This is a genomic window from Sessilibacter sp. MAH3 (genome assembly GCF_054658275.1).
On the sequence record NZ_BAAGIE010000023.1, the window covers coordinates 48,221 to 73,551 of the forward strand.

The 25,331-nt window shown below is 45.0% G+C and carries 22 protein-coding genes; 17 read left to right on the top strand and 5 right to left on the bottom strand.

Features of this window, described 5'->3' with window-relative positions; genetic code table 11:
• Nucleotides 1-41 precede the first annotated feature (41 nt).
• The 3 genes from ACYQ2C_RS13985 (at nucleotide 42) to ACYQ2C_RS13995 (ending at nucleotide 4,332) form a co-directional block, all read left to right on the top strand.
• Nucleotides 42-1,460 (top strand): FAD-dependent oxidoreductase, encoded by a 1,419-nt coding sequence (locus ACYQ2C_RS13985; protein WP_460103614.1) that lies wholly within the window; start codon nucleotides 42-44, stop codon nucleotides 1,458-1,460.
• 152 nt (nucleotides 1,461-1,612) lie between these two features.
• Nucleotides 1,613-2,680 carry a uroporphyrinogen decarboxylase gene (gene hemE, locus ACYQ2C_RS13990; protein WP_460103611.1) on the top strand — a complete coding sequence of 356 codons (1,068 nt, stop codon included), beginning with the start codon at nucleotides 1,613-1,615 and terminating at the stop codon, nucleotides 2,678-2,680.
• 290 nt (nucleotides 2,681-2,970) lie between these two features.
• Nucleotides 2,971-4,332, top strand: a complete 1,362-nt coding sequence (locus tag ACYQ2C_RS13995; protein ID WP_460047425.1) for an HD-GYP domain-containing protein — start codon at nucleotides 2,971-2,973, stop codon at nucleotides 4,330-4,332.
• A 28-nt stretch (nucleotides 4,333-4,360) separates the two neighbouring features.
• Here ACYQ2C_RS13995 and asd read toward each other — a convergent pair whose 3' ends face one another.
• The 3 genes from asd to rsgA all read right to left on the bottom strand — a co-directional run bounded on the left by asd (nucleotide 4,361) and on the right by rsgA (nucleotide 7,352).
• Nucleotides 4,361-5,209 (bottom strand): archaetidylserine decarboxylase, encoded by an 849-nt coding sequence (gene asd / locus ACYQ2C_RS14000; RefSeq protein WP_460103606.1) that lies wholly within the window; start codon nucleotides 5,207-5,209, stop codon nucleotides 4,361-4,363.
• 78 nt (nucleotides 5,210-5,287) lie between these two features.
• Nucleotides 5,288-6,109, bottom strand: coding sequence for a sulfurtransferase (locus ACYQ2C_RS14005; RefSeq protein ID WP_460047428.1), 822 nt, complete (start codon nucleotides 6,107-6,109; stop codon nucleotides 5,288-5,290).
• 217 nt (nucleotides 6,110-6,326) lie between these two features.
• Nucleotides 6,327-7,352, bottom strand: coding sequence for a small ribosomal subunit biogenesis GTPase RsgA (gene rsgA / locus ACYQ2C_RS14010; protein ID WP_460115699.1), 1,026 nt, complete (start codon nucleotides 7,350-7,352; stop codon nucleotides 6,327-6,329).
• Between the two features lie 165 nt (nucleotides 7,353-7,517).
• Here rsgA and orn point away from each other — a divergent pair, with 165 nt between their 5' ends.
• Nucleotides 7,518-8,066, top strand: a complete 549-nt coding sequence (orn, locus tag ACYQ2C_RS14015) for an oligoribonuclease (RefSeq protein WP_460103600.1) — start codon at nucleotides 7,518-7,520, stop codon at nucleotides 8,064-8,066.
• 322 nt (nucleotides 8,067-8,388) lie between these two features.
• Here the strand turns inward: orn and ACYQ2C_RS14020 are convergent, their stop codons facing one another.
• Nucleotides 8,389-8,940 (bottom strand): hypothetical protein, encoded by a 552-nt coding sequence (locus ACYQ2C_RS14020; protein WP_460103597.1) that lies wholly within the window; start codon nucleotides 8,938-8,940, stop codon nucleotides 8,389-8,391.
• 61 nt (nucleotides 8,941-9,001) lie between these two features.
• The gene (gene queG / locus ACYQ2C_RS14025) at nucleotides 9,002-10,141 is read right to left on the bottom strand and encodes a tRNA epoxyqueuosine(34) reductase QueG (RefSeq protein ID WP_460103594.1); all 1,140 of its coding nucleotides are present in this window, start codon (nucleotides 10,139-10,141) and stop codon (nucleotides 9,002-9,004) included.
• 105 nt (nucleotides 10,142-10,246) lie between these two features.
• On the opposite strand from queG, the gene ACYQ2C_RS14030 reads away from it, so the two are divergent.
• The 13 genes from ACYQ2C_RS14030 (at nucleotide 10,247) to ACYQ2C_RS14090 (ending at nucleotide 25,139) form a co-directional block, all read left to right on the top strand.
• Nucleotides 10,247-11,791 carry an NAD(P)H-hydrate dehydratase gene (locus ACYQ2C_RS14030; RefSeq protein ID WP_460103591.1) on the top strand — a complete coding sequence of 515 codons (1,545 nt, stop codon included), beginning with the start codon at nucleotides 10,247-10,249 and terminating at the stop codon, nucleotides 11,789-11,791.
• Nucleotides 11,775-12,284: a tRNA (adenosine(37)-N6)-threonylcarbamoyltransferase complex ATPase subunit type 1 TsaE gene (gene tsaE / locus ACYQ2C_RS14035; RefSeq protein WP_460103588.1), complete on the top strand. Its 510-nt coding sequence runs from the start codon at nucleotides 11,775-11,777 to the stop codon at nucleotides 12,282-12,284. Before ACYQ2C_RS14030 ends, tsaE begins: the two co-directional genes overlap by 17 nt.
• Before the next feature lie 339 nt (nucleotides 12,285-12,623).
• Entirely contained in the window at nucleotides 12,624-13,973 is a 1,350-nt protein-coding gene (locus ACYQ2C_RS14040; RefSeq protein ID WP_460103585.1) for an N-acetylmuramoyl-L-alanine amidase, read from the top strand.
• Nucleotides 13,974-13,976: 3 nt separating this feature from the next.
• A complete protein-coding gene (gene mutL / locus ACYQ2C_RS14045) occupies nucleotides 13,977-15,917 on the top strand; it encodes a DNA mismatch repair endonuclease MutL (RefSeq protein WP_460103582.1) in 1,941 nt (646 codons plus the stop codon).
• Nucleotides 15,918-15,920: 3 nt separating this feature from the next.
• The gene (gene miaA / locus ACYQ2C_RS14050) at nucleotides 15,921-16,907 is read left to right on the top strand and encodes a tRNA (adenosine(37)-N6)-dimethylallyltransferase MiaA (RefSeq protein WP_460103579.1); all 987 of its coding nucleotides are present in this window, start codon (nucleotides 15,921-15,923) and stop codon (nucleotides 16,905-16,907) included.
• A gap of 137 nt (nucleotides 16,908-17,044) precedes the next feature.
• Entirely contained in the window at nucleotides 17,045-17,305 is a 261-nt protein-coding gene (gene hfq / locus ACYQ2C_RS14055) for an RNA chaperone Hfq (RefSeq protein WP_460047443.1), read from the top strand.
• A 49-nt stretch (nucleotides 17,306-17,354) separates the two neighbouring features.
• Nucleotides 17,355-18,647 carry a ribosome rescue GTPase HflX gene (hflX, locus tag ACYQ2C_RS14060; RefSeq protein ID WP_460047444.1) on the top strand — a complete coding sequence of 431 codons (1,293 nt, stop codon included), beginning with the start codon at nucleotides 17,355-17,357 and terminating at the stop codon, nucleotides 18,645-18,647.
• 182 nt (nucleotides 18,648-18,829) lie between these two features.
• Nucleotides 18,830-19,981 carry an FtsH protease activity modulator HflK gene (gene hflK / locus ACYQ2C_RS14065; RefSeq protein WP_460047445.1) on the top strand — a complete coding sequence of 384 codons (1,152 nt, stop codon included), beginning with the start codon at nucleotides 18,830-18,832 and terminating at the stop codon, nucleotides 19,979-19,981.
• Nucleotides 19,981-20,862 carry a protease modulator HflC gene (hflC, locus tag ACYQ2C_RS14070; RefSeq protein WP_460103574.1) on the top strand — a complete coding sequence of 294 codons (882 nt, stop codon included), beginning with the start codon at nucleotides 19,981-19,983 and terminating at the stop codon, nucleotides 20,860-20,862. The genes hflK and hflC overlap by 1 nt, the downstream gene beginning before the upstream one ends.
• Nucleotides 20,863-21,048: 186 nt before the next feature.
• On the top strand, nucleotides 21,049-21,237 hold the full coding sequence (locus ACYQ2C_RS14075) for a DUF2065 domain-containing protein (RefSeq protein WP_460047447.1): 189 nt from the start codon (nucleotides 21,049-21,051) through the stop codon (nucleotides 21,235-21,237).
• Nucleotides 21,238-21,282: 45 nt separating this feature from the next.
• Complete coding sequence (locus tag ACYQ2C_RS14080) at nucleotides 21,283-22,461, top strand: ATP phosphoribosyltransferase regulatory subunit (RefSeq protein WP_460047449.1); 1,179 nt, start codon at nucleotides 21,283-21,285, stop codon at nucleotides 22,459-22,461.
• Nucleotides 22,462-22,503: 42 nt separating this feature from the next.
• Nucleotides 22,504-23,796 (top strand): adenylosuccinate synthase, encoded by a 1,293-nt coding sequence (locus tag ACYQ2C_RS14085; protein ID WP_460103569.1) that lies wholly within the window; start codon nucleotides 22,504-22,506, stop codon nucleotides 23,794-23,796.
• 584 nt (nucleotides 23,797-24,380) lie between these two features.
• Entirely contained in the window at nucleotides 24,381-25,139 is a 759-nt protein-coding gene (locus ACYQ2C_RS14090) for a glycine-rich domain-containing protein (RefSeq protein ID WP_460103566.1), read from the top strand.
• The last annotated feature ends 192 nt before the right edge of the window (nucleotides 25,140-25,331 follow it).

Sequence of the window (25,331 nt, forward strand, 5' to 3'; positions counted from 1 at the left end):
ACTAACAGAATTTGAGTAGAAACGATTTAGAGGTTTTAGCCATGGCAGAGCGTTTAGATAACAATTTTCAGTTTATCGATGTAGCCCGACAGGACCCACAAAAGAAAAGCTTGTTTACTCGCAAGCGTAAGTTCGTGGAAATTTATGAACCCTTCAACAAGCCGCAGGTGGAAAATCAATCTCACCGCTGCTTGGCGTGCGGAAACCCATACTGCGAATGGAAATGTCCGGTACATAACTTCATTCCTAACTGGCTGAAGTTAATTTCAGAAGGTAACTTGTTTGAAGCCGCCGATTTGAGCCATCAGACAAACTCTTTACCAGAGGTCTGTGGTCGAGTTTGCCCACAAGATCGCTTGTGTGAAGGTGCTTGTACACTTAATGATGGTTTTGGTGCAGTTACTATCGGTAATGCCGAGAAATACATTACTGATACCGCGCTAGCTATGGGTTGGCGCCCAGACATGTCTAAAGTCGTTTGGACTGACAAAAAAGTTGCCGTTATTGGTGCTGGTCCTGCTGGTTTGGGTTGTGCAGACGTACTGGTGCGCAACGGTGTAAAACCGGTTGTTTTCGATCGCTACCCTGAAATCGGTGGTTTGCTCACCTTTGGTATTCCAGAGTTTAAGCTAGAGAAGAGTGTACTTTCTCGTCGTCGCGAAGTGTTTACTGAAATGGGTGTTGAATTCCGTTTGAACACTAATGTTGGTACCGATATCACCATGGCCGAATTGCTAGAGCAGTTCGATGCCGTGTTTATGGGCATGGGTACCTATGACTACATGAAAGGTGGCTTTGATGGTGAAGATCTGCCAGGCGTCTATGATGCGCTTCCTTTCTTAGTTGCTAATGTAAATCGCAATTTAGGTTTCGAGAAGAATCCAGAAGAGTTTGTGGATGTTAGCGGTAAGAAGGTCGTGGTTCTAGGTGGTGGTGACACGGCTATGGACTGTAACCGTACGTCCATTCGCCAAGGTGCAAAAACCGTAACCTGTGCCTATCGACGCGATGAGGCGAACATGCCCGGGTCAAAACGAGAAGTTTCAAATGCCCGCGAAGAGGGTGTGAAGTTCTTGTTTAACCGTCAACCAATCGCCATTGTTGGTGATGGTAAAGTCGAAGGTGTTAAGGTTGTAACCACTCAAATGGGTGAGCCTGATGAAAAAGGTCGTCGTCGCGCCGAACCTGTTCCTGGCAGTGAAGAGATTTTACCCGCAGATGTGGTCTTGGTGGCGTTTGGTTTCCGTCCAGATCCAAAACCATGGTTCGCCGACTTTGGCATAGAAACGAACAGTTGGGGTGGTGTGGTTGCTCCCGAAGAGCAAACCTATAAATTCCAGACCAAAAACCCAAAAGTGTTTGCCGGTGGTGATATGGTGCGCGGTTCAGATCTTGTAGTAACTGCAATTTGGGAAGGGCGTCAGGCCGCTGAAGGAATTCTGGACTACCTTGGCGTTTAATGACTTCTAATAACTTCCTTATGATTTCTGCAATATCCATGTGAAATTAGTGTAAATCAACGTTAAACAGGGCCCACTAAGGCCCTGTTTTGCTTTTTAGGTGTTGCCATTCTCGGTTAAAATGCCAGCAAAACAAGTACTTGGAAATTCTCATGTCAGAGCTAAAAAATGATCGTTTCTTGCGTGCCTTGGCGCGGGAGTCTGTAGATGTAACCCCAGTTTGGATGATGAGACAAGCGGGGCGCTATCTGCCTGAATATCGTGCTACCAGAGCAAAAGCTGGCGACTTTATGAGCTTATGCATGAATACGGAACTTGCCTGCGAAGTTACCTTACAGCCTTTGGATCGTTATCCAATAGACGCTGCTATTTTGTTCTCCGACATTCTAACCATCCCAGACGCAATGGGATTAGGTTTGTATTTTGAGACCGGAGAAGGTCCTCGATTTAAAAAGTCGGTTAACTCTGTTGCCGATATGGACGCTTTAGACGTCATTAATCCAGAAGCTGATCTGGGTTATGTGATGGATGCGGTGCGTATGATTCGCCGCGAGTTAAACGGTCGGGTGCCATTGATAGGTTTTTCCGGTAGCCCTTGGACCCTAGCAACCTACATTGTTGAAGGTGGTTCCAGCAAAGACTACCGAAAAACTAAGACTTTTATGTACAACGAGCCTGAAGCGTTTACTCGTTTGTTGAATAAATTGGCCGACTCGGTAGCACTGTATCTAAACGCGCAAATCAATGCCGGTGCTCAGGCAGTACAAATTTTTGATTCTTGGGGTGGTGCTTTATCACATCAAGCGTATTTGGATTTCTCTTTGGCGCCAATGCAGCGAATCGTAAATCAGTTGATTACCGAGCACGATGGTCGAAAAGTCCCTGTGATTATGTTCACCAAAGGTGGCGGTCAATGGCTGAATGCAATGGCCGATACAGGTGTTCAAGCTCTCGGTTTGGATTGGACCACCGACATTGGAAATGCCCGTGCGCAGGTGGGAGATCGTGTTGCTTTGCAAGGTAATATGGACCCAGCTATTCTTAATGCGAAACCAGAGCGTATTCGCGAAGAAGTTGGTTACATTCTCTCCCGTTTTGGAAAGGGCAATGGCCATGTCTTCAATCTGGGTCATGGTGTTACGCCTGAAATAGACCCTGAAAATGTTGGAGCTTTTTTCCAAGCTGTGCACGAATTATCGGCTGAATATCACGAAAACTGATAATCTCCTACGCCTATAGTAATTAGTTAGTTTATACATAAGAACAGCTCATCATAAGCCACCAAGCGTTCGAAAATTCAACCAAGGATGAGTTTTCGCTTGGCGGCTCTTTTATGCTGCAATTGTTGTCAGGTTGTTGTTCTTTTATATATTGGCACTGTTGGGGTTTGTTGTTACCAATATTGGGCCTAAAATCTATATCATCAATTTGTATCTACAGGTATACAAATACGATTACAGCCATAAATAAATATGGCGAACTATTCTAATTTTGTTTGGCAGGTGATCATTTGGGCGTAAAGCAAGTCAAAATCGACGTGAACGAACTACTTGTGGGTATGTTCGTTTCAGGCTTGGATCGCCCGTGGAGTCAAACGCCCTTCCCTCTACAAGGTTTTTACGTTCGCGACCTTGATGAAATTCGCGAGCTTAAAGCCCATTGTCGTCATGTCTATATCGATATCGTTAAGGGTAAAGGCCCTATACAAAATCGACTGCGGACACTTAATGGTCGCGGGCCAACGGCAATTAAAAAGCCTTCACGCGCCGGTCGAACAGAGCGCGTTAAGGTTGAGGTTGGGCCACTTAAAATTCGTCCAGGCACCTACGGACAAGTTCAGGCGCCGTTAAAAACCGAAATCAGTAAAGTTCAACAGCTGCACTCAAATGTATACAGCGCAGTGTCTCAGGTGATGTCGCAAATTGGCAGCGGCGGCCCTATTCCAATTAACGAGACCAAAGCTTACGCCAGCGAAATGGTCGATAGCGTTATTCGTAATCCTGATGCGTTTACGTGGTTGGCTCGAGTTCGTGAGACCGACGAATACACCTATGCGCACGCGGTTCGTTCTGCCGTATGGGCAATTGTCTTTGGTCGTCATATTGGCTTGTCTATGTCTGACCTCAACACTCTGGCAATGGGTGTTTTGCTAAAAGATGTGGGTAAAACACGTCTGAAAAAAGAGCTGTTGAGCAAGCCTAAACTCTCACCGGATGAAGAGTTAGAGTTCGAAAAGTTTGTTGAATACAGCGTTTTGATTTTGCGTAAAACGCCAAATGTTGAACCACGAACCATTTCCGTGGTGAAAACCCATTGTGAACGACTTAATGGTAGTGGTTTTCCGCAGCATTTGCGCGGCGATAAAATTCCATTGCTTGGCAAGATTGCCGGAATCGTTACCTTCTACGACAACACAACCAACCCTCGCTTTAGTGATCAACCTTTAGCGCCGTCTAAGGCCGTTGCTAAACTTTATGAAATGCGTGATGTAGAGTTTCAACAAGAGTTGGTCGTTGAATTTATCCGCGCGATTGGTTTGTATCCTACGGGCACATTGGTTGAGCTAAATACCGGCGAGATCGCGGTTGTTATCGAACAAAATTTCAGCCGTCGATTAAAACCCAAGGTCATGATCGTGATGAATGCGCGTCGAGAGTTGCTCGATAAGCCTGAAATTATCGATCTTGACGCTCTAGACGAAAAGCATCCCAAAAAAGTTAAGGCGGCAAAAAAGCTTTATGATGTGGATTCTGTAGAAATCGCCCGTGATTTAGAGCCGGGTAAATTCGATATCGATGTAGCGCATATTCGTGACACCTACCTAATTGAAGAAGCCACAAAAAAAGGCTTATTTTCATTCTTTAAAAAATAAGCCTTTTATTTATTTTTCTGAGCCGACCTTATTCGAATGTCGCCAGCTGTTCACCCATTCTTAATGGCGTGGTCGCCTCGTATCGATCATCAAACTCAACATTTTTTGGCAATAAAAGCACCACCGTCGAACCGAGCTTGAAGCGTCCCATCTCTTCGCCTTTTTTCAGCTCAATGGCTTCCGGTGTCTTGTAATTCCAATGGCGAACGGTTTTTTTCTGCGGAGTAATCAGTCCAGACCAAACCGTTTCGATGCTGGCGACAATCATTGCGCCAACCAACACCATGACCATGGGGCCAATTGGCGTTTCAAATAAACAGCAAATCCGTTCGTTGCGCGCAAATAAACGCGGTACGTTTTCAGCGGTGGCTTGATTCACAGAAAATAAATCACCGGGTACGTGGCTCATAGAAATCAGCTTGCCATCTAAAGGCATGTGTACGCGGTGATAATCTTTGGGTGACAAATAAATGGTCGCGAATTTTCCTCGACTGAATAATGCCGCAGTCTCGTGATCACCGCCGAGTAATTCTCCCGTGGTAAATGATTGACCTTTGGCTTGGAAAATTCTGCCATTTTCAATATCGCCGAGCTGGCTAATAGCGCCATCAGCGGGGCTGACAATATGATTAATGTCACTGGATATTTTACGAGCACCGTCTTCAAGCTCGCGAGTAAAAAAGTCGTTAAAACAGCGGAATTCATCCGGTGTTTTTCGAAGCGATTCCGCCATATTAACACCGTAGCTATTGATAAAGCGCTGGATAAGCCAATTTTTAATGGCCTTGTTTTCGGCTTCGGCGAGATTACCCACTAATCGTGAAAGAGCATGCTGGGGTACTAGGTATTGAAACGCGGTGAATAATTTATTTTTCATGGATTAAGGTAAGCTCGTCGAACCACTAAAATAGTTGCAGTAATCAATAATTGGAGCGCGGTTCGCGCTCCTCGAAATTTAAGATTCAATAGGCGTGTTTTCTAGGTTACCCCACTCAGACCATGAGCCGTCGTAGGCGCGAATATCAAACCCTAACGACTTACCAACCAAGTAAGTAAATGCCGATCGATGATGGCTTTGACAGTGGGTTACGATGGTTTGGTTTTCATTAATACCAAGGTTCGCTAAATATTCTTTAGCGTCACTGCGAATTCGCAGACCATTTTCCTTATCCATCAAATCTGTCCATTCTGCATTGATCGCGCCGGGCATATGGCCTGCGCGAGCCGAACGTGCGTCTTCTCCGCTAAATTCTCTTGGGCTTCTTGCGTCCCACACTTGGAAATGGTCTTGGTTTAAATGTGCAGTAATGAATTCAACGGTAGCTCGGGCATCGGTAATCGCGTCGATTTTATATTGCGATGGCGTTGGTCTGTTAATGTCGGTTTGCAGCGGTAAGCCATCGGCAACCCACGCGTGTAAACCACCATTGATGTAGGAATACTTATGATGACCAATGGCATCGAGTGTCCAAATTAATCGTCCGGCCCAGCCGCCGCCTTCATCGTCGTAGGTAACAACGTGAGTGTCTGGTGTTAAGCCAAGCGCAGAAAAAACCATCTCCAGATGTTCGATGGTTGGCAGTTTGGCCGCTGCTGGGGGTACTGGCATCAACAAGGTTTTAAAGGGTAAATAAATGGCGCCATTAACGTGGCCGTTTACATAGTTACCTTCACTGGATAAATCGATGATCAGCACCGAGCTTGAAGCGTTGTCTTGTTGCCATTGGTGAAATTCTTTCGGCTCAACAATCATGGGGAGAATTGAATTTGAACTCATGTCAGACCTTTATTAATTGTGAGTAACTGATAGAACAACTAATTAACTCGCCGACGACCTCGTCGGAGTACGAAAATCGTCATCAGTTGCGCTATTGAAATCGGTAATACTTTTGAAATCGCCAATGCCTATGAAACCGGCAATGCCTTTCTGCGTCTCTAAAAACTCAGGGATCAGCGGAGTTTCTTGTAATCATAAAGTGCGGTTTACGACCTTATCACAAATTCTGTGGACCGATAATTTGCCGGTAACTGTCCATACGCTGCGAACTAATTTCACCGTTTTCGACGGCTTTTAATATGGCGCAGCCGGGTTCGTGTTCATGTTTACAGTCTCTGAACTTACAATGGCCGATAAACGGTCTTACCTCAATAAAACCTTCGAGCACCTGTTCGGGCTCCATGTGCCATAAACCAAATTCCCGAATTCCGGGTGAGTCAATTAAATCGCCACCGCCGGGAAAATGGAACAACTGCGCGGTTGTGGTGGTGTGAGTGCCTTTTTGACGAGCCTCAGATAGCTCACCCACGCGCGCATTTACCTCTGGCAGCAGTTTATTCACCAATGATGATTTACCAACACCAGACTGTCCCACAAAAATACTGATGTGTCCCTGAAGTTGGGCAATTAACTCTTCAATACCATCACCGGTCGCTTTTGAAACGGTTAAAACCTGATAGCCAAGGTGCTTATAAGTTTCTGCGAGTTGAGTAATTTTTGCGCGATTATTACCGTCGATTCGATCACTTTTATTCAGTACCAAGCATACCGGAATATTTAACGCATAGGCTGCGACGAGGTAGCGATCTAAAAGGTTGGCAAAGGGTTCGGGATAGGGTGCAAATACCACAACAATCTGGTCGATATTGGCGGCGATGGTTTTTTCACGGCCATGGCTGTCGGGGCGATTTAATTCACTTCTGCGCGGCATTACTGCAACAATAACACCTAAACCGTGTTTAGGATGAAAGCGCCAAACCACACGATCTCCCGTTACCAGTGATCCTAGATTTGCGCGAAAATGGCAGCGAAAACGGTGTTGGCGTAATTCATCATTCACATCGACCACTTCGACCTGCATACCAAAATGCGCGGTTACCAGCCCTTCTTTCTCGGCCTCAAGCTCACCGTCGCTCAGCCATTTTTCGGCCTGTTCGGATTTTTTATTTGCTCGATCAATACGTTCTTGTTGAATTTTATCGATACGCCATGATTGGCGGCGATTTAGTCTGCGTTTGGCCATAAATTGACGATATTCCATCGCAAGCGTGCGCGTTACTTGCGTTTTTTAATTGCAAAATGCAGGGCTTTTGTGATCAAAAATCCCGTGCAACTGGTACTGCTGATACACTAAGGCAATACACCATAAAATACTGGTTTGAGGCCATTCTAGATTAAGGAGCACAAAATGACGATGAATGATAACAACCTCATTTGGATCGATTTAGAGATGACAGGTCTCGATCCTGACAATGATGTCATCATCGAAATCGCAACGATTGTAACGGATGCTCATTTGAATATCTTGGCTGAGGGGCCGGTTTTCGCGGTTTCGCAGGATAAAACCATACTTGATGGCATGGATGAATGGAACACTCGCCAGCACGGGCAATCGGGTTTAACACAACGTGTACTCGAAAGCACCGTCGATGCCGAGCAAGCCGAGCAAACAACCATAGAATTCTTGCAGCAGTGGGTTCCAGCCGGTAAATCACCGATTTGTGGCAACTCAATCTGCCAGGATCGTCGGTTTTTAGTGCGTGGTATGCCTAAGCTTGAACGCTATTTTCACTATCGTAATTTGGATGTGAGCACGTTAAAAGAGTTGGCTCGTCGCTGGGCGCCCGAAGTATTGGCGGGTGTTAAAAAGCAAGGCGCGCATTTGGCCTTAGATGACATTAAAGATTCGATTGAAGAGCTAAAATATTATCGAGAACATTTCATTAAGCTCGATTAAATATCGGTTTTGGCGGTGCTGAGGGAGCTTTAAAACAACCTTACAGCAACGCCAATATTTCAATGCCAATACTTAAAGGCCAGTACTGCAACGGTAATAGATTCTTTAAGATCTGAACGCGGCTTAATACATCTAGGAACCTCTGATTAACTCATCCATGATTTAATCAGAGGACAGAAATTGAAAATGCGATTTCCAATTTCTTCACAATTTCAATCACTTACCGTTCTTGAAATTGGCGACACATCCTTGTGTCGCGAGAAACTCCAGATTAATCCGAGTTTCCTTTACTTAAATCAATACACCTGCGTAAATCATTCGCTTATCCCAAAAACGATTCTTTAATCGATGCGGGAATATTTTCAAATTCTCCATTTAACAGAATTAGCCAATCATCACCGACGCGACGCAAAGATACTACTTCCATTTCTTCGTATTTGATGCCATCGAATTCAATCTGGTGCCTAACCAAGACGTGAGTTAAATCGCTGGTTTCTTGAATTTCGCCAATTAATTGTGGTGCAGAAATATCTAAAGCTTCTTGCAAGCTCGGGTCGAGTGAAAAAACCGCATTCATAAAAGAGGCGAAGTATTCGCTATTAGACAGTTTACTAATGTTCTCGGCGGTTATTCCCGGACCATACAATGTTTGATAAAACTCCGATCGAATCTCTGGTGATAAGTGTTCGGTAAAAGCCATCAACTCACGAAAATAGGCCAGATCATCTGGAAGTAGGTGGCTGGCTAGTGCCGTAAAATCTTGGCTGGAATAGGCTTGAAAATAGGCGCGCACACGCTGCTCTGGCGTCATGGCGAAGCTCAATTGCGCACAACAGAGCAATAATATCCCAGTAGCGAATTTTAGATATTTCATGAGTTATTCCCTTAAAGATATCGGTAAAATGGTGTTTTAATCATTTGCTAAGTAACAACAGTTAGCGCCATTTATGATCTGGCACCCGTCGTTTGCGTTTTAGATTTTGTGTGTGTTGGTTAATGGCCCAAAGGACATGTTCTTGCACCAGTTGTGACGGAAAATCCAATCGAGATTTTAACGCCTGTAAGTTTTCTTCGCTGCGCTCGGCATTACCAAGACCAACGGCCAAATTTCTTAGCCAACGTTCATAACCGATTCGACGGATCGCAGAGCCTTCGGTGCGTTTGTTAAATTCTTCTTCGGTCCACAAAAATAATTCCGCGAGACTCGCCCGGTCTAATTGATTGCGGGGTAAAAAATCCGGTTCTTGGGTGTAATGAGCCAGTTTATTCCACGGACAAATTGCTTGGCAGTCATCACAGCCGTAGACGCGATTGCCAATGGCTTGGCGAAATTCTTCGGGAATTGAGCCCTTATTTTCGATGGTTAAATACGAAATGCAACGGCGGGCATCTAATTGGTAAGGTGCGACAAAGGCGTCGGTGGGACAAACCTTTAAGCAGGCTTGGCAATCACCGCAGTGATTTTTCACTTCTGCTTTATCTAAAGGCAGTTCTAGATTAGTAAATATTTCACCCAGAAAAAACCACGAACCTGCTTCTTTGTTGATGACCAGTGTATGCTTACCAATCCAGCCCAGGCCCGCTTTTTGCGCAATGGGACGCTCTAAAACCGGAGCACTATCGACAAAGGCGCGTTGGTTGGCTTCAGTCAGCTGATGTTGTTGCGCATACAGGCGAATTTTGTCGGCAATATTCGCTAAACGCTTGCGAATTAGCTTGTGGTAGTCGCGACCCAAACTATAGCGAGACACATAAGCGGCGTTGGAGTCTTTCAATATTTTTATCTGTTCGGTGTTTTCAGGCAGATAGTTCATGCGCACCGAGATCACGCGCAGCGTTCCCGGTAGCAGCTCGCTCGGGTCTAATCGTTTCTCTAGATTTTCATTGAGCCAAAGCATATCGCCGTAAAAGCCTTGCGCCAGCCAATCTTTTAAGCGCTCACTTTCATGGTTCAAATCAATATCGCTGATGCCTATTTGCTGGAAGCCAGCTTCGCGCGCCCAAATTCCAATCTGATTTTTCAAGTCTGATAGTGGGCTCTGAGAATCCTGTGGCAGGGACGGCGTTTGGGTCATGATTGGTTCGCAGTAAATTTATACGCAGTCAAAAAAGAAAGTTTTTCGTCGAGTAAAAGCCAGTTTGCTACAATAGCGCGATTTTACCGAATTAAGTGAACAAGCATGTCTGACGTCGCCACTATAGCTATTTCCAACCGACTTTATCGCGCTGAACAAGTCCGTGAACTTGATCGACGCGCCATCCACGACGGTCAAATTCCCGGCCGAGTGCTTATGAAGCGTGCTGGTCGAGCGTGTTTCGAGATGATCAAAAGACGTTATCCACAGGCTCAGTCTATCACGGTGTTTTGTGGCGGTGGCAACAATGGCGGAGACGGCTATGTTATTGCCGCGCTGGCTGCCCAAGAGAAAATGACGGTGCGACTTATTGCTGTTACCGATCCGGCCAAGCTGCAAGGCGATGCTGCCTTAGCTTACCAATACGCGTTGCAAGAATCGGTAGTGGTAGAAGCTTTTGGCGAGCACCAAGACATCACCGGCGACGTGCTTGTGGATGCATTACTTGGTACCGGTCTTCGCGGTGTCGTGAACGACCAATTCGCCGCAGCCATTTCACTTATAAACGCAACTTCACAACCGGTAGTGGCGGTGGATATCCCCTCGGGCTTATGTGCAGATACCGGTGCGGTTTTAGGTTGCGCCGTTAAAGCTCAGGCCACAGCCACATTTATCGGGCAAAAATTAGGTTTGTACACAGGTTTTGGTCCTGCACATACCGGTGCTTGCGAGTTTTTTAGCTTAAATGTTCCAGAAGAATACTACTCTGACTTAACACCGGTGGCGTTGTGCTTAAAAATTGAAGATCTTGTCTCCCAAGTACCAGATCGAGCTGTTGATAGTTACAAAACTCAACACGGTAAAACCTTAATTGTTGGTGGTAGCGAAGGTTTTGGCGGTGCGGCGTTGCTGGCATCCGAAGCTTGTGCGCGCTTGGGTTCAGGATTAACCGTATTAGCAACAGCGCCTGCCCATGTGGTAGCGGCTTTGGTGAAAAGTCCTGAGGTTATGGTGCGAGGCGTCAGTGATACCCATGAGCTTAAGCCGTTTTTAAAGTCTGCGACCACGGTTGCTATCGGCCCCGGTTTAGGCCAAGAGGCTTGGGGACAACAATTTCTACAGCAGGTTTTAGGAGCCTCTATACCCGCAGTTTTTGATGCGGATGCACTTAATCTTTTAGCGAAGAAATCTTTCGTAAAACTCTACCGGGAAAAACGCCTCAACCAGAGCACCAATATCTTAACCCCGCATCCCGGCGAAGCTGCGCGTTTGCTCGATAAAACCATCGCAGAAGTTCAAAGCGATCGGGTTGCGGCGGCATGCGCCTTGGCAGAAAAGTATTCGGCTTGGGTAGTGTTGAAAGGTGCCGGTACTGTCATCGCGTCACCGGAGCAAGAAGTATTTCTGTGCCCGTACGGAAATCCGGGCATGGCCAGTGGTGGCATGGGCGATGTATTAACCGGCGTTCTGGCGGCGTTGATTGCTCAGGGATTTGAAACCGGACTCGCTGTGAAGTTGGCGGTGTGCTTACATTCTAAAGCGGCGGATCAATTAGCGCAGCAATACGGCGCAAGGGGCTTATTGGCCGGTGATGTGATTGCAACTGCGCGCGCGTTGTTTAACGGAGTGGCAGATGAATACCGAGTGTAAATGTTTGGTTCAACTGCCAGATGCGGCCGCGACCGAAGCTTTCGCCAACTCAGTCGCGCAGATATGTCAGCAATTGATGATTGGGCAAAACCGTTGCCTGACGATTTATTTGCAAGGTGATCTAGGTGCTGGCAAGACGACTTTTTCTAGAGGTTTTATCCAATCATTAGGCCATACAGGCTCTGTTAAGAGTCCAACCTATACGTTAGTGGAGCCCTACGAACAGCTCGACCCAAAGGTGTATCACTTTGATTTGTATCGCTTGAGCGATGGCGAGGAGCTGGAATTTATTGGTATTCGCGATTATATCGAGGGGCGAGCCATGCTTTTGGTGGAATGGCCTTCAAGAGGTGAGGGTTATATTCCCAAGCCAGATTTAGTCATTGAGATCAATGTGAATGCAGATACACAGCCACCATCTCGCTGTGCGTCTTTAACATCGTTCGGTGATTTTGGTGGTGAGCTTTTGCGAGCTTTAAATCTCGGCAAATAACGTATCTTGTTTCGCAATTTAGATTTTATGGTAAGGGTAGGCGAAACATAAATAGTGGTGTGGGTGGAAAATCTTCGATAAAAAGGATGAAATAACGACATCTAGCCGATTTTTTAGTCGTTAAATTTGCGAATTCGACAAAAAACTTTCACACTAATAAGAGTACTAAATAAAAGTACTAAATAAGAGTATTAACACAGTTGTAAAATGTGTGTGATGCATTTGTTTTTGTAAATGTTTTTTCAAAAGCTATTTGAATAAATTGAAAGTACACGCGGTATTGCGTAAGCGAATCGATTCACTTTAAAACGACCCAACACAAAAGCGCGAAAATAAAGTATGTTGCTGCGACAACGAAACTCGACAATAAAGCTCCATTTTCTCCGATTCGTAGCTATTTTCGGGTTGCTGCTGTTATGCGCCAGTGAGACCTTTGCCAAGGTTCAAATCGATAGTGTTCGGCTCTGGCGAGCTCCCGACAACACGCGTTTGGTATTAGACCTTAGTGAACCTGTTGATCATCGCCTGTTTACCCTTCAGTCTCCTGACCGTATCGTAATCGATTTATCAAATGCCGAATTAAATACAGATTTTAGTGATTTGGCTTTGGGTAATACACCCATAAAAACCGTGCGCTCAGCGTCGCGCGATGGCAAAGATTTACGCATTGTTTTAGATCTTGCCGCCGAGGTTACACCCCGCAGTTTTACGCTTGCTCGACAAACCGGAAAAGCCGATCGTTTGGTAATCGATCTTTTTGATACTGTGACTCCTACTGTAAAAACCGCCGAGTCAGTAGTGACCGAGCAACAGCGCGATATTTTAATTGCCATTGATGCCGGTCACGGTGGTGAAGATCCAGGAGCAATTGGTCACGGCGGTTTGCTTGAAAAGCATGTAGTGCTGGATATAGCCAAGGAACTGGCGAAATTAATTGATGAAGAACCCGGTTTTCGTTCCGAGTTGGTTCGCACCGGTGATTACTATATTCCTCTGTTGAAAAGACGCGATTACGGCCGTGAAAAACGCGCCGATTTATTTGTTTCTATTCACGCGGATGCTTTTACGAAAGCGCAAGCCAATGGTGCTTCGGTATTTGCACTGTCGCAACGCGGTGCAACCTCAGAAACCGCTCGCTTTCTAGCCCAGCAAGAAAACGAAGCCGATTTAATTGGTGGTGTCACCAGTGTTAATTTGGAAGACAAAAGCCCCGATGTGCAAAGCGTGCTTGTTGATTTGTTTATGAAAGCGACTCTGACCTCAAGCTTAGAAGTCGGCCACGATGTATTGCATTCTATGGGTAAGGTCGCTCGATTGCATAAATCGAGTGTCGAGCAGGCGGGTTTCGCAGTGTTGAAATCACCCGATGTGCCTTCCATCTTGGTTGAAACCGGTTTTATTTCAAACCCCAAAGAAGCCAAAAATTTGGGCAGTAAAAATTATCGCCGAAAAATGGCAAAGCAGATTTTTACGGGTTTGAAAACCTATTTTGAGCGCACGCCACCGGCGGGTACCTATGTCGCTTACAAAAAGGCTGGCATCGAAAGAGAGTATGTCATTGCAAGTGGTGATACACTTTCAACCATTGCGCGTAAGCACAACACCAGTGTTTCGGCGATTCGTCAACACAACGGATTGCGCAATGACACCATTCGCGTTGGTCAACGATTAAAAATTCCGTCTACATAATTCATGAATAAAATTCGCTTACTGTCACCGCGCCTAGCCAACCAAATTGCTGCCGGTGAAGTTGTCGAGCGCCCTGCCTCTGTTATAAAAGAACTCCTTGAAAACAGTCTTGATGCTGGTGCAAAGCAATTACAAATTGATATCGAACAAGGCGGCGTAAAGCTCTTGCGAGTTCGTGACGACGGTTGTGGAATCGACAAAGAAGACCTACCGCTCGCCTTAAGTCGCCACGCAACCAGTAAAATTTATCACCTCGACGATTTAGAAGCTGTCGCGAGCTTGGGTTTTCGTGGCGAGGCATTGGCGTCGATCAGCTCTGTTGCGCGATTAACCCTGACCAGCAACACGGGAGAACAGTCGGGCTGGCAGGCAAAAACCGAAGGTCGCGATATGGAGGCCGAGATATCTCCGGCACCACATCCGCAAGGGACATCGGTAGAAGTCAGAGATTTATTCTTTAATACGCCCGCACGACGTAAGTTTTTACGCACCGAAAAAACCGAATTTAATCGCATCGAAGACATTGTAAAAACCTTAGCTTTGTCTAGATTCGATGTTGGATTTCATTTACGTCATAACAACCGTTTGATTCACTCCTGGCGACCTGCATTAAGTGGCGCCGAACGCGAGCGACGCGTTGCGCAAATATGCAGTTCTGCCTTTATGGAGCAGGCCGTTCAAATCGATATGGAACGAGCTGGGTTGAAGCTTTGGGGGTGGGTGGCATTACCCAACTTCTCGCGCAGCCAAGCGGATCTGCAATATTTTTATGTGAATGGGCGCGCCATTAAAGACAAGTTGGTTTCTCACGCGGTAAGACAAGCTTATCAAGATGTTCTTTACCACGGGCGTCATCCGGCATTTGTATTATTTTTGGAGTTAGATCCTGCCAATGTTGATGTGAACGTGCATCCAACCAAGCACGAAGTTCGATTTCGCGATGGCAGAACAGTCCATAATTTTTTATACAGTAGTTTGCATCATGCTTTGGCTGAGGTTCGCCCGGAACATCGCTTACAGCAATCATCGGAATCCACTAATGGCGCCGACGAGCCAGCGGTGATTCAAGACGGCAGTTTTGCAGGGCAGAACTATTTGTCCTTAACGTCCCAGCGCGAGCCTGTTCAGCCGAGAAGTTTAGGCTTTTCGGATACATCGGCCGATGACAAATCGGTGGTGCGCTCCTTGTTTTCGCCAAATTTAAGTTCTCATAATTCGCATTTTAATCGCAGTGATAGTAAGTCTTCTGTCGAAGAAAAAATCGCGGCTTACGGAAGTTTGGCAGCAACTTCCGATAATCAAAGTTCTGCCGGTGCTATAAATCATTCGCTCGAAACCGCGAGTGACGAACTGGTTCCGCCGTTGGGTTACGCGATTGCACAACTAAAAGGTATTTATATTCTTGCCGAAAATGCGCAAGGTTTGATCGTCGTTGATATGCATGCGGCCCACGAGCGAATTACCTATGAGCGAATGAAAGCCGCATTGGATCAGCAAGAAAACGGTATTCAGGCACAGCCTTTGTTGGTTCCTACTTCCATTGCTGTAAGTGATCGAGAAGCCGAAATTGCAGAGTCGAATCCCGAAATATTTTCTAAGCTCGGATTTGACATTCAGCGCGCAGGGCCGGAAACACTTTTAATTCGTCAGGTGCCGGTGCTGTTACAAAGAGCTAACGTAGAGCAGCTGGTAAGAGATGTTTTGGCTGATTTAAAAACCTACGGTGACAGTCAACGTATTCGCGAACATATTAACGAGATTTTAGGAACCATGGCTTGCCATGGCTCGGTGCGCGCCAATCGGAAATTAACCATTGCCGAAATGAATGCCCTTCTGCGCGATATGGAAATTACCGAGCGCAGTGGGCAGTGTAATCATGGCCGACCAACCTGGACGCAAATGAGCCTGTCCGAGCTCGATAAATTATTTTTGCGCGGCCAATAATTTATGTCGAACGATTTTCAACTTGCCCCAAACACGCTGATATTTTTAATGGGGCCAACCGCTTCTGGAAAAACTTCCTTAGCCATTAATTTAGCGCGTTATTTTCCGATCGAAATTATCAGTGTCGATTCGGCTCTTGTTTATCGTGGCCTAGATATCGGTTCTGCAAAACCCACAAAAGAAGAGCGAGAGGCAGTGCCTCACCACTTAATCGATATATGCGATCCGTCGGAATCTTTTAGTGCAGCAGATTTTTGTGACCAAGTCCAAAAAACTGTGGTAGAAATAACCGAGCGTGGAAAAATACCCGTGCTTGCCGGTGGCACTATGATGTATTTTCGAGCGTTCCTTGATGGTTTAGCGCAAATGCCTGAGGCAGATGAACAGATTCGCGCGCAAATAGAGTCAGTTGCTCAGGAATTAGGTTGGACGGAAATTCACAGGCGACTTGCAGAAGTTGATCCGCAAACAGCCGCTGAAATTCATCCTAATCATTCGCAGCGATTAAGCCGAGCTTACGAGGTGTATTTAAGTTCGGGAAAAACCATGTCACAGCTTCGGGCCGTGCAACCTAAAGAGAATTCTTTTCTACTAAATTATCAAATTATTCAATTGGCTATTTGTCCTAAACAACGGGCAACATTGCATCAGCGAATTGAACTGCGGCTTCGACAAATGGTTGCTCACGGGTTTGTTGAAGAAGTGGAAAAACTGTTTCGTCGTGGCGATCTCAATGAAAAACTTCCAGCCATCAGAGCAGTAGGTTATCGGCAATTTTGGAACTACTGCGCCGGTGAGTGTTCTCTAGATGATGCTACTGAGAAAGCCATAATTGCTACTCGCCAATTGGCGAAGCGGCAATTGACTTGGCTACGTGGATGGAAAGACCCGCTATACTGGCTTTATACACAAGAAGAGAGTGGCGAAAACTTAAATGATGAACAAATTCTCTTTAAAGCCTTGAGAATTTTAGATCAGTTCGCCATATAATGGCATAGTGATACCGTGCCGGTTGCAACCTTAGTAACCAATTTGTATTAACACCAAGGTAATTATCGCGAATCGCTCTTGATATCTTGGTTGCTTAAATTGGCTACATTTATTGATTACTTTTTAGGAGAATAATTATGTCAAAAGGGCATAGCCTACAAGACCCTTATCTCAACGTTTTGCGAAAAGAGCGTATTCCAGTTTCAATTTACCTTGTCAACGGCATTAAACTTCAAGGCCAAGTTGAGTCTTTCGATCAATTTGTTGTGTTGTTAAAAAACACCGTTAGCCAAATGGTCTACAAACACGCAATTTCTACTATTGTTCCTTCTCGCGCTGTTCGAGTGCCAATGTTGAACCCAACTGGCGCTGAAGGTGCTGAGATCGAAGAAACTTAAAAACATTTGCTGCATTTGCAGTTAGATTCTCTTAGAGGTTTTCACTTCTTTGTTTTTTGAACGTCCTAAATCAGGTGAATTAGCGGTTCTGGTTCACCTGCAACTCCATCATCACGACGAATCCAACGATCCCCGCGAATTTGAAGAACTTGCGCTATCCGCTGGTGCTGATCCTTTGACGTTAATTACTGGTACTCGCGACAGTCCAGATCCCCGCTATTATATGGGTTCTGGAAAACTGGAAGAGCTGGCCGAGATTGTTTCTAGCAACAACGTTGAGTTAGTTATTTTCAACCATTCGTTGTCGCCAAGCCAAGAACGCAATCTTGAAAAGGTTCTCGAATGTCGAGTACTCGATAGAACCGGCTTAATATTAGACATCTTCGCTCAGCGTGCTCGCACCCACGAAGGTAAATTACAAGTTGAGCTAGCTCAGCTTGAACACATGTCGACCCGGCTGATTCGAGGTTGGACGCACCTTGAGCGACAAAAGGGTGGTATCGGTCTTCGCGGCCCTGGTGAAACTCAGCTCGAAACTGATCGACGTTTACTGCGCGCTCGTATCAAAGCCATTAAGGCTCGTTTAGAAAAGGTAAGAAAAACTCGTGAGCACGGACGTAGAGCGCGTTTACGCAACAGCGTTCCTACCGTTTCATTAGTAGGTTATACCAACGCGGGTAAATCGACGTTGTTTAACCGTCTCACCAACTCTGACGTTTATGCAAAAGATCAGCTATTCGCAACACTTGATCCAACCATGCGACGTCTTGAACTTGCTGATGTGGGTTTGTGTGTGTTGGCCGACACCGTGGGTTTTATCAGTAATTTGCCGCACCGGTTAGTAGAAGCTTTTCGAGCTACCCTAGAAGAAGCAGCAAATGCTGATTTATTACTGCATGTCATAGATGCTGCCGACCCTGAGCGTGAGCGCAATATTGCTGAAGTGCACAGTGTTCTCGCCGAAATTGGTGCTAATGAAGTACCCTGTATTAAGGTTTATAACAAAATCGATTTAATGGAAAACGCGATTGCTCGCGTTGACCGTGACGATTTGGGCGTGCCGGTTGCGGTTTGGCTATCTGCCCAGACCGGTGAAGGGGCAAATTTGCTGGAGCAGGTACTGTCCGAACGCCTAGCAACCGATTTGATCGATGGCACTCTGTGTTTGACACCCATGCAAGCCTCGCTCAGATCCAAACTCTATGAGCAACACGCTGTGATCAGTGAAAATTTTTCTGAAAATGGCGGAAGCGAAGTGCATTTGCGTATTCCTAAACCTGACTTAATGCGGCTTCTGAGTCAAAGTAACTGTAATTGGGCTGAATTACGCTGGGCAAATTAGGTGTTTGAAAGTCTTAAATACCTCTAAAGAAGGTAAATGCATTCACATTGTAGGGCATGAAGTTTAAATCAAAGTAATTGCCTTGCTAAAATGGCTGAGCATGATGCTAAGACACTGTGCTTGCATGACGACAATAAAAAGTTTTACATAAGTGTCGCTTTAAAAAATAACGGAGAGCTCATATGGCCTGGAACGAACCGGGTGGGAATAACCAAGACCCTTGGGGTGGCAAGCGCGGTGGTGACGGACCGCCCGACTTGGATGAAGCCCTGAAAAAATTTCAGGAAAAACTCAATGGAGTTTTTGGAGGCAAAAAATCAGGCTCTGGAAATGGTGGTGGCGCAAGTCTACCGAAAATTCCAGTCGCTTTGATCATCGTTATCGCCATTTTGGTTTATGCCGCAGGCGGTATTTATCAGGTTAACGAACAAGAAAAAGCCGTTATCTTACGATTTGGCGTATTTCATGATACCAAAGGCCCTGGTCTTCGCTGGAATCCACCGTTAGTTGATGAGGTTACCCTGATCAACGTTACTCGAAAGCGCTTCCATGAAAGCAAAGGCTCAATGTTGACCGAAGATTTAAATATCGTCGACATTAATCTTTCTGTTCAATATGTAATCAATGACGCACGCGACTTTGTATTAAATGTCCGTGATCCTGAATTAAGCTTAAAGCAAGCGACTGAATCTGCATTGCGCCATGTGGTGGGTTCGAGCGTGATGCATGAAGTGCTTACAGAAGGTCGTGAAGCCATCGCCGTTGATGTTCAAGCTCGCCTACAGCAATACCTTGATGCATATACCACGGGTATTTTGGTGGATAAGGTCAACGTCGAAGAATCATCACCCCCTAAAGAAGTTCAAGCCGCGTTTGATGACGTAAACCGCGCTCGTGAAGACGAGGAGCGTTTGAAAAACGAAGCCAAGGCTTATGCTAACGATATTATTCCAAAGGCTCGTGGTCGCGCACAACGCACCATTGAAGAAGCTAATGCCTATAAAGAGCGTATTGTTGCAGTGGCTGAAGGTGAGGCTACGCGCTTTAAAAACCTTTTGACCGAGTACGTCAAAGCTCCAGAAGTTACGCGCGAACGTCTTTACATCGAATCTATTCAAGAGGTTTTATCAAATACCTCTAAGGTTCTTGTTGATGTTGATGGTGGTAATAACATGATGTATTTACCACTCGATAAGATCATTGATCAATCGAAGTCAAACGTAAATCGTACACAGCAAATATCTCCTGACGTTATTCGACAAATTCGAGACAGCGTTATGGACGAAGTTCGTCGAGAAAATCTAAACAACCGTACAACTCGAGGAGGTCGATAATGAGCCCGAAAAGTCTCTTGACCTTAGTCGTCATTTTTATTGTAGGGTTGTTGTCTATTAACAGCGTTTACATCATCAAAGAAACCGAAAGAGCCGTATTGCTGCGCTTTGGTGCTCTTGAAAGTACAGACTTAAAACCCGGTTTGCATTTCAAGATTCCATTGGCCGATCAGGTTCGCAAGTTTGATGCTCGTGTTCTTACCTTTGACGCTCGTCCAGAACGTTTCTTGACCATTGAGAAGAAAGGTATGGTCGTTGATTCTTTTGCTAAGTGGCGTATACGCGATGTAAGTGTTTACTACACATCTACCAATGGTGATGAAAGTCGCGCCGAAACTCTGTTGGCTCAACGTATCAACGAAGGTTTGCGTAACCAAATCGCACAACGTAGTTTGTTGGAAGTGGTTTCTGGTGAGCGCGATCAATTGATGAATGATCTAACAACCGCTCTAAACGAGTTTACGACCACCAGTTTGGGTATCGAAATCGTTGATGTTCGCGTTAAGCGTATCGAACTACCTGAAGACGTGAGTGAATCGGTATTTCGTCGTATGACCTCCGAACGTGAGCGCGAAGCTCGTGAGCATCGTGCTGTGGGTAACGAGCAGGCTGAATTCATTAAGGCAGACGCGGATCGCCAGCAGGCGGTTATTGAAGCAGAAGCGTATCGTGCGGCGGAATATCTTCGCGGTGAAGGTGATGCGAGCGCTGCGGCTATTTACGCTGAAGCCTACAACCAAGATCCAGAGTTTTACAGCTTCCTAAGAAGTCTTAATGCCTATAAAGAAACCTTTAAGAATGGCGGTGACTTATTGATTGTTGATCCCGAAAGCGAGTTCTTTCGTTATCTAAACAATCCAAAAGGATCAGATAAAAACTAAACAAACCTCGTTTTTACGTGGTAAAATCTGACAAACCGGGTGCGCAGCCCGGTTTTTTTGTGTCTGCACGTTACTCAATGTGCTCTAAAGCCGGTCAATAACTGACGTGAGCGTATACTTAGATCGACATACCAAAAACAGGTGTGCTCGTTTTGCGCTGTTTATTGTGCTTGGAGTGAGTTTGACGTGGACATATTGATTTTAAAAGCGCTGTGTTTGGTGTTAATCATTGAAGGCCTATTACCTTTTGCATCTCCCAAACGCTGGCGCGCTATGATGGTGATTATGGCGCAGGTTCCCGATCGGCAACTGCGTTTATTAGGGTTGGCAAGCATGCTGTTCGGTGTTGCTGTCCTCTATTTGTTGTCACATTGATTGGTTGTTTTTGGTTCTTTCGACAGTGTGTACACGGAATTTGTTATGAATTACGAAGATCGTTGGCTTTTACCCGAAGGTGTGGATGAAATTCTGCCCGAATCGGCCAACAATATTGAATTATCTCGTCGCAAGCTTATCGACCTTTACCGAAATTGGGGATACGAGTTGGTCATCCCACCGATGATCGAATACACCGATTCGTTGTTGATTGGCTTGGGCAAAGACATTGATCTGTTGACCTTCCGTTTAACTGATCAGCTCAGCGGCCGCATGTTGGGTGTTCGAGCCGATATTACGCCACAAATTGCACGCATGGATGCACACAGCTTTAAACGGGAGGGCGTGAGCCGCCTGTGTTACAGCGGTCATGTGTTGCACACCAAACCCAAGACCGCATTAGCAACACGTTCACCTATTCAGGTGGGTGTTGAGCTTTTTGGATCGTCGACACTGGGTTCAGACATTGAAGTTGTGAGTTTACTGCTTGAATCTCTGCAACTGCTTCAAATGCCAGAGCTGAATATCGATTTAGGTCATGTGGCAATTTATCGAGCCATCGTTAAGGCTTGTGGTATTTCTGAACTCGATGAAGCGCACTTTTTTGAGTTGTTGCAAAAGAAAGCTGTTACCGAAATTAACTCCTGGGTGACAGCCAATATTGAAGATCCGCAGCATCAACAGTGGTTGATGGCGCTGCCCAATTTGGCCGGTGGTGAAGAAGTTTTTGCAAAAGCTCGCCGACTTTTTGGCGGTCAATTTGTAGAAATTGAGGCTGCATTGGCGGAGCTTGAGCAAATTGCGAAAGTTGTTAAACAGCGCTTTTCGTTAGTCAATCTTTACTTTGATCTGAGCGAAGTTCGAGGCTATCACTATCACACAGGTATCGTTTTTGCGGCCTTTGCTAAAGGTTTTGGTGATGCCATTGCTCGCGGTGGTCGCTACGACGATATTGGAAAAGTGTTTGGACGTGCGCGTCCGGCCATTGGTTTTACTATCGATCTAACGACGGTATACCAAATGATGCAGCTCACCGATTGTAGCGATATTGCAGTTTGGGCGCCTTATTCAGAAGACCCACAGCAGTGGCAATTTGTACAAAGGCTGCGAGCTGAAGGTCGTAAAGTTGTTACTGCTTTAGATGAAAATGATCGTCCAGATAGTTCGTGTCAGGATTCGATCGTTTTCGAAAACAATCAATACCAAGTCAAAACGACTCGGTAAAACTCGTTATTTTCACTTTTTTATAGAGTACAAAGGCAAGCCATGGGAAAAAATGTAGTTATTCTAGGAACCCAGTGGGGCGACGAAGGTAAGGGTAAAATCGTAGATTTACTTACCGAACAAGTCGCTTTGGTTGCACGATTTCAAGGTGGTCACAATGCTGGCCATACCCTCGTAATCGACGGTAAAACCACCGTTTTGCACTTAATCCCTTCGGGTATCTTGCGTGAAGGCGTTAAGTGTTTGATTGGTAACGGTGTTGTTTTATCTCCTGAGGCGCTACTGAAAGAAATTTCTGAGCTAGAAGCGAAAGGTGTTCCTGTACGCGAGCGTCTATTGCTGTCTCCGGCTTGTCCGTTAATTCTTCCATTTCACGCCGCACTTGACCAAGCTCGCGAAATCGCTCGTGGCGCCGACAAAATTGGTACTACCGGCCGTGGTATTGGCCCTGCCTACGAAGATAAAGTTGCTCGTCGAGGTCTACGTCTTGGCGATCTTCTGGATATGGAAACCTTTGCCGATAAATTAAAAACCGTTCTGGAATACCACAACTTCACGCTTGAGAATTATTTCAAGGTTGAGCCAATCTCCTTTGAAGATACGCTCCTGAAAGCCAAAGATTGGGCTGAGCAGTTGAAACCAATGGTGGCTGATGTTACCGATATGCTGCACGTTGCGCGTGAAAATAACGAAAACATCTTGTTTGAAGGTGCTCAAGGCTCATTACTCGACATCGACCATGGTACCTATCCGTTCGTAACCTCTTCAAATACCACCGCCGGCGGTACTGCAACAGGTTCTGGATTTGGTCCCCGTTACCTCGACTATATTCTAGGTATCACCAAAGCCTACACCACTCGTGTAGGTTCGGGCCCGTTCCCAACCGAGCTTAGCTGTGAGATTGGCGAGCATCTTGGCACCAAAGGCCATGAATTTGGTGCTACTACCGGTCGTAAACGTCGCACCGGTTGGTTCGACGCCGTAGCGGTTAAACACGCGATTCGCATCAACTCAATTTCTGGTATTTGCCTCACTAAGCTTGATGTGCTTGATGGCTTAGAAACCGTTAAAATCTGTGTGGGCTACCAAGATGCAAACGGTAAAGAAATTGGAATTCCGTTTGATGCCAAAGGCTGGGAAAACGTAAAACCCGTTTACGAAGAAATGCCCGGTTGGAGCGAAACGACCTTTGGTGCAAAAACTGTCGAAGAACTTCCTCAAGCAGCACTGAACTACATTGCGCGTTTAGAAGAGCTTACCGGCACGACGGTTGATATTATTTCAACCGGGCCGGATCGTGTTGAAACCATTATCAAAAGACATCCTTTTGAATAAATATTGTTCAAAACGATAACAATACGAAAAACCGGCGTAAGCCGGTTTTTTTATGGCCGGTTTATGGCTGTGGGAGTAATTATTAAAAATCTTCACTATGATTTTAGGCATAGAATTATTTCTAATTTAAATCAGATAAAAATCCACAAAACTTAACGCATAAACAATGTTAATAACCTGTTTTAATCGATTGATTACTTATAATCTAAATATGCCGGAGATTTATCTATTAATAGAGTTCATTCTAGAAACTTAAATACTGGCAATTTTGATTAATCTAGAGTTTCCAGCAACACAAGGATGTGTTACCAGTTTCAAGCGTTGTAAGTGATTGTAATTATGAATAAGTTAATAATCTCTTTATCAATTGCTGTTCTCTGATTAAATCATCAACGAGCCAGTCAGAGGTTTCTATTAAATATTTTTCGAAGCGTTTAGTTACAGCAGTTTTTCTTTGATTTTTTGTTTTGAATATTAAGTATAAAGAATTTTGTATTTTTGAAATAAAAAAGTTTCTTTGATTCAGAAATTGTAGAGCTTTAAAGGTGGAAATTTTGGATAATTTGTTGTTGGAGGCTATTTAAATGGATTTTTTACTAAGATTTTTATCGAATTTCAATAACGTAATTTATATCGGTATTTTTACGGTTTTAGTATTAGTTTTAACGGTGGTTATCAAAAAAGGGTTGTCGAGAAGAACCTATCAAAAAAGACTAGCCTATATAACTACGTACAAATTTCCAAAACGTATCTACGATAAATTACAGCAAAATTATCCGCATTTAACGCAACAGCAGACTTTACTTGCAGAACAAGGTTTGCGTGATTATTTTGAATTGGTTATTGCCGCTCAGCAGAAAAGCTTGGCTATGCCATCACAAGCTGTAGATCATTTATGGCACGAATTTATTTTATTTACCCGCAATTATGAACAATTTTGCAAAAAAGCCTTCGGTCGATTTCTGCATCATACGCCAACAGAAGCGATGACATCACCTAAGGCAGCAACCGCAGGAATTAAAAGAACTTGGCGATTGGCATGCCTGCGTGAAAAGATAAACCCAAAATCACCAAGTCGATTACCTTTTCTTTTTGCCCTAGATTCACGGTTAAAAATTCCCGATGGTTTTTATCATCAATTGAAGTGTTCAACCATCGCCGGTCGAGACAGTAATAGCAATGCAGGCAATAACGGCTATTGCGCTGAAGAGATTAATTGTTCGTCAGATTGTGGCAGTAGTTTTGATAATAATGACACTTTTGGATGCAGCTCCGATTCTTCCAGTAGCCACTCCGGTAGTTCTTGTAGCTCATGTAGTTCATGCAGTTCCGGCGGCGATTAGTCGTCTTGCTGCTTAAAAGTTATTAAGGCGTTTCGGCGAGTACAAGCTTCAATTTAGAATCCTTTAGACGAAATAATTTGAAAAATACCTTTTTAAATTACTGATAATTTTTAAGGGAACCTCTGATTAACCTCCGAGATCTGCCATAATATCTCGTCTGCAAATAAAACGGTTTGATCATGAAACAACAAA

Bases quoted from the DNA above. Each gene is read 5' to 3' on its own strand.
- ACYQ2C_RS14090 (WP_460103566.1), top strand. From the start codon at position 24,381: ATGGATTTTTTACTAAGATTTTTATCGAATTTCAATAACGTAATTTAT.
- rsgA (WP_460115699.1), bottom strand. From the start codon at position 7,352: ATGGCCAAACGCAGACTAAATCGCCGCCAATCATGGCGTATCGATAAA.
- ACYQ2C_RS14085 (WP_460103569.1), top strand. From the start codon at position 22,504: ATGGGAAAAAATGTAGTTATTCTAGGAACCCAGTGGGGCGACGAAGGT.
- ACYQ2C_RS14030 (WP_460103591.1), top strand. From the start codon at position 10,247: ATGTCTGACGTCGCCACTATAGCTATTTCCAACCGACTTTATCGCGCT.
- hemE (WP_460103611.1), top strand. From the start codon at position 1,613: ATGTCAGAGCTAAAAAATGATCGTTTCTTGCGTGCCTTGGCGCGGGAG.
- miaA (WP_460103579.1), top strand. From the start codon at position 15,921: ATGTCGAACGATTTTCAACTTGCCCCAAACACGCTGATATTTTTAATG.
- hfq (WP_460047443.1), top strand. From the start codon at position 17,045: ATGTCAAAAGGGCATAGCCTACAAGACCCTTATCTCAACGTTTTGCGA.
- hflC (WP_460103574.1), top strand. From the start codon at position 19,981: ATGAGCCCGAAAAGTCTCTTGACCTTAGTCGTCATTTTTATTGTAGGG.
- ACYQ2C_RS14005 (WP_460047428.1), bottom strand. From the start codon at position 6,109: ATGAGTTCAAATTCAATTCTCCCCATGATTGTTGAGCCGAAAGAATTT.
- tsaE (WP_460103588.1), top strand. From the start codon at position 11,775: ATGAATACCGAGTGTAAATGTTTGGTTCAACTGCCAGATGCGGCCGCG.
- ACYQ2C_RS13985 (WP_460103614.1), top strand. From the start codon at position 42: ATGGCAGAGCGTTTAGATAACAATTTTCAGTTTATCGATGTAGCCCGA.
- ACYQ2C_RS14080 (WP_460047449.1), top strand. From the start codon at position 21,283: ATGAATTACGAAGATCGTTGGCTTTTACCCGAAGGTGTGGATGAAATT.
- hflK (WP_460047445.1), top strand. From the start codon at position 18,830: ATGGCCTGGAACGAACCGGGTGGGAATAACCAAGACCCTTGGGGTGGC.
- asd (WP_460103606.1), bottom strand. From the start codon at position 5,209: ATGAAAAATAAATTATTCACCGCGTTTCAATACCTAGTACCCCAGCAT.
- queG (WP_460103594.1), bottom strand. From the start codon at position 10,141: ATGACCCAAACGCCGTCCCTGCCACAGGATTCTCAGAGCCCACTATCA.
- mutL (WP_460103582.1), top strand. From the start codon at position 13,977: ATGAATAAAATTCGCTTACTGTCACCGCGCCTAGCCAACCAAATTGCT.
- ACYQ2C_RS14040 (WP_460103585.1), top strand. From the start codon at position 12,624: ATGTTGCTGCGACAACGAAACTCGACAATAAAGCTCCATTTTCTCCGA.
- ACYQ2C_RS14020 (WP_460103597.1), bottom strand. From the start codon at position 8,940: ATGAAATATCTAAAATTCGCTACTGGGATATTATTGCTCTGTTGTGCG.
- orn (WP_460103600.1), top strand. From the start codon at position 7,518: ATGACGATGAATGATAACAACCTCATTTGGATCGATTTAGAGATGACA.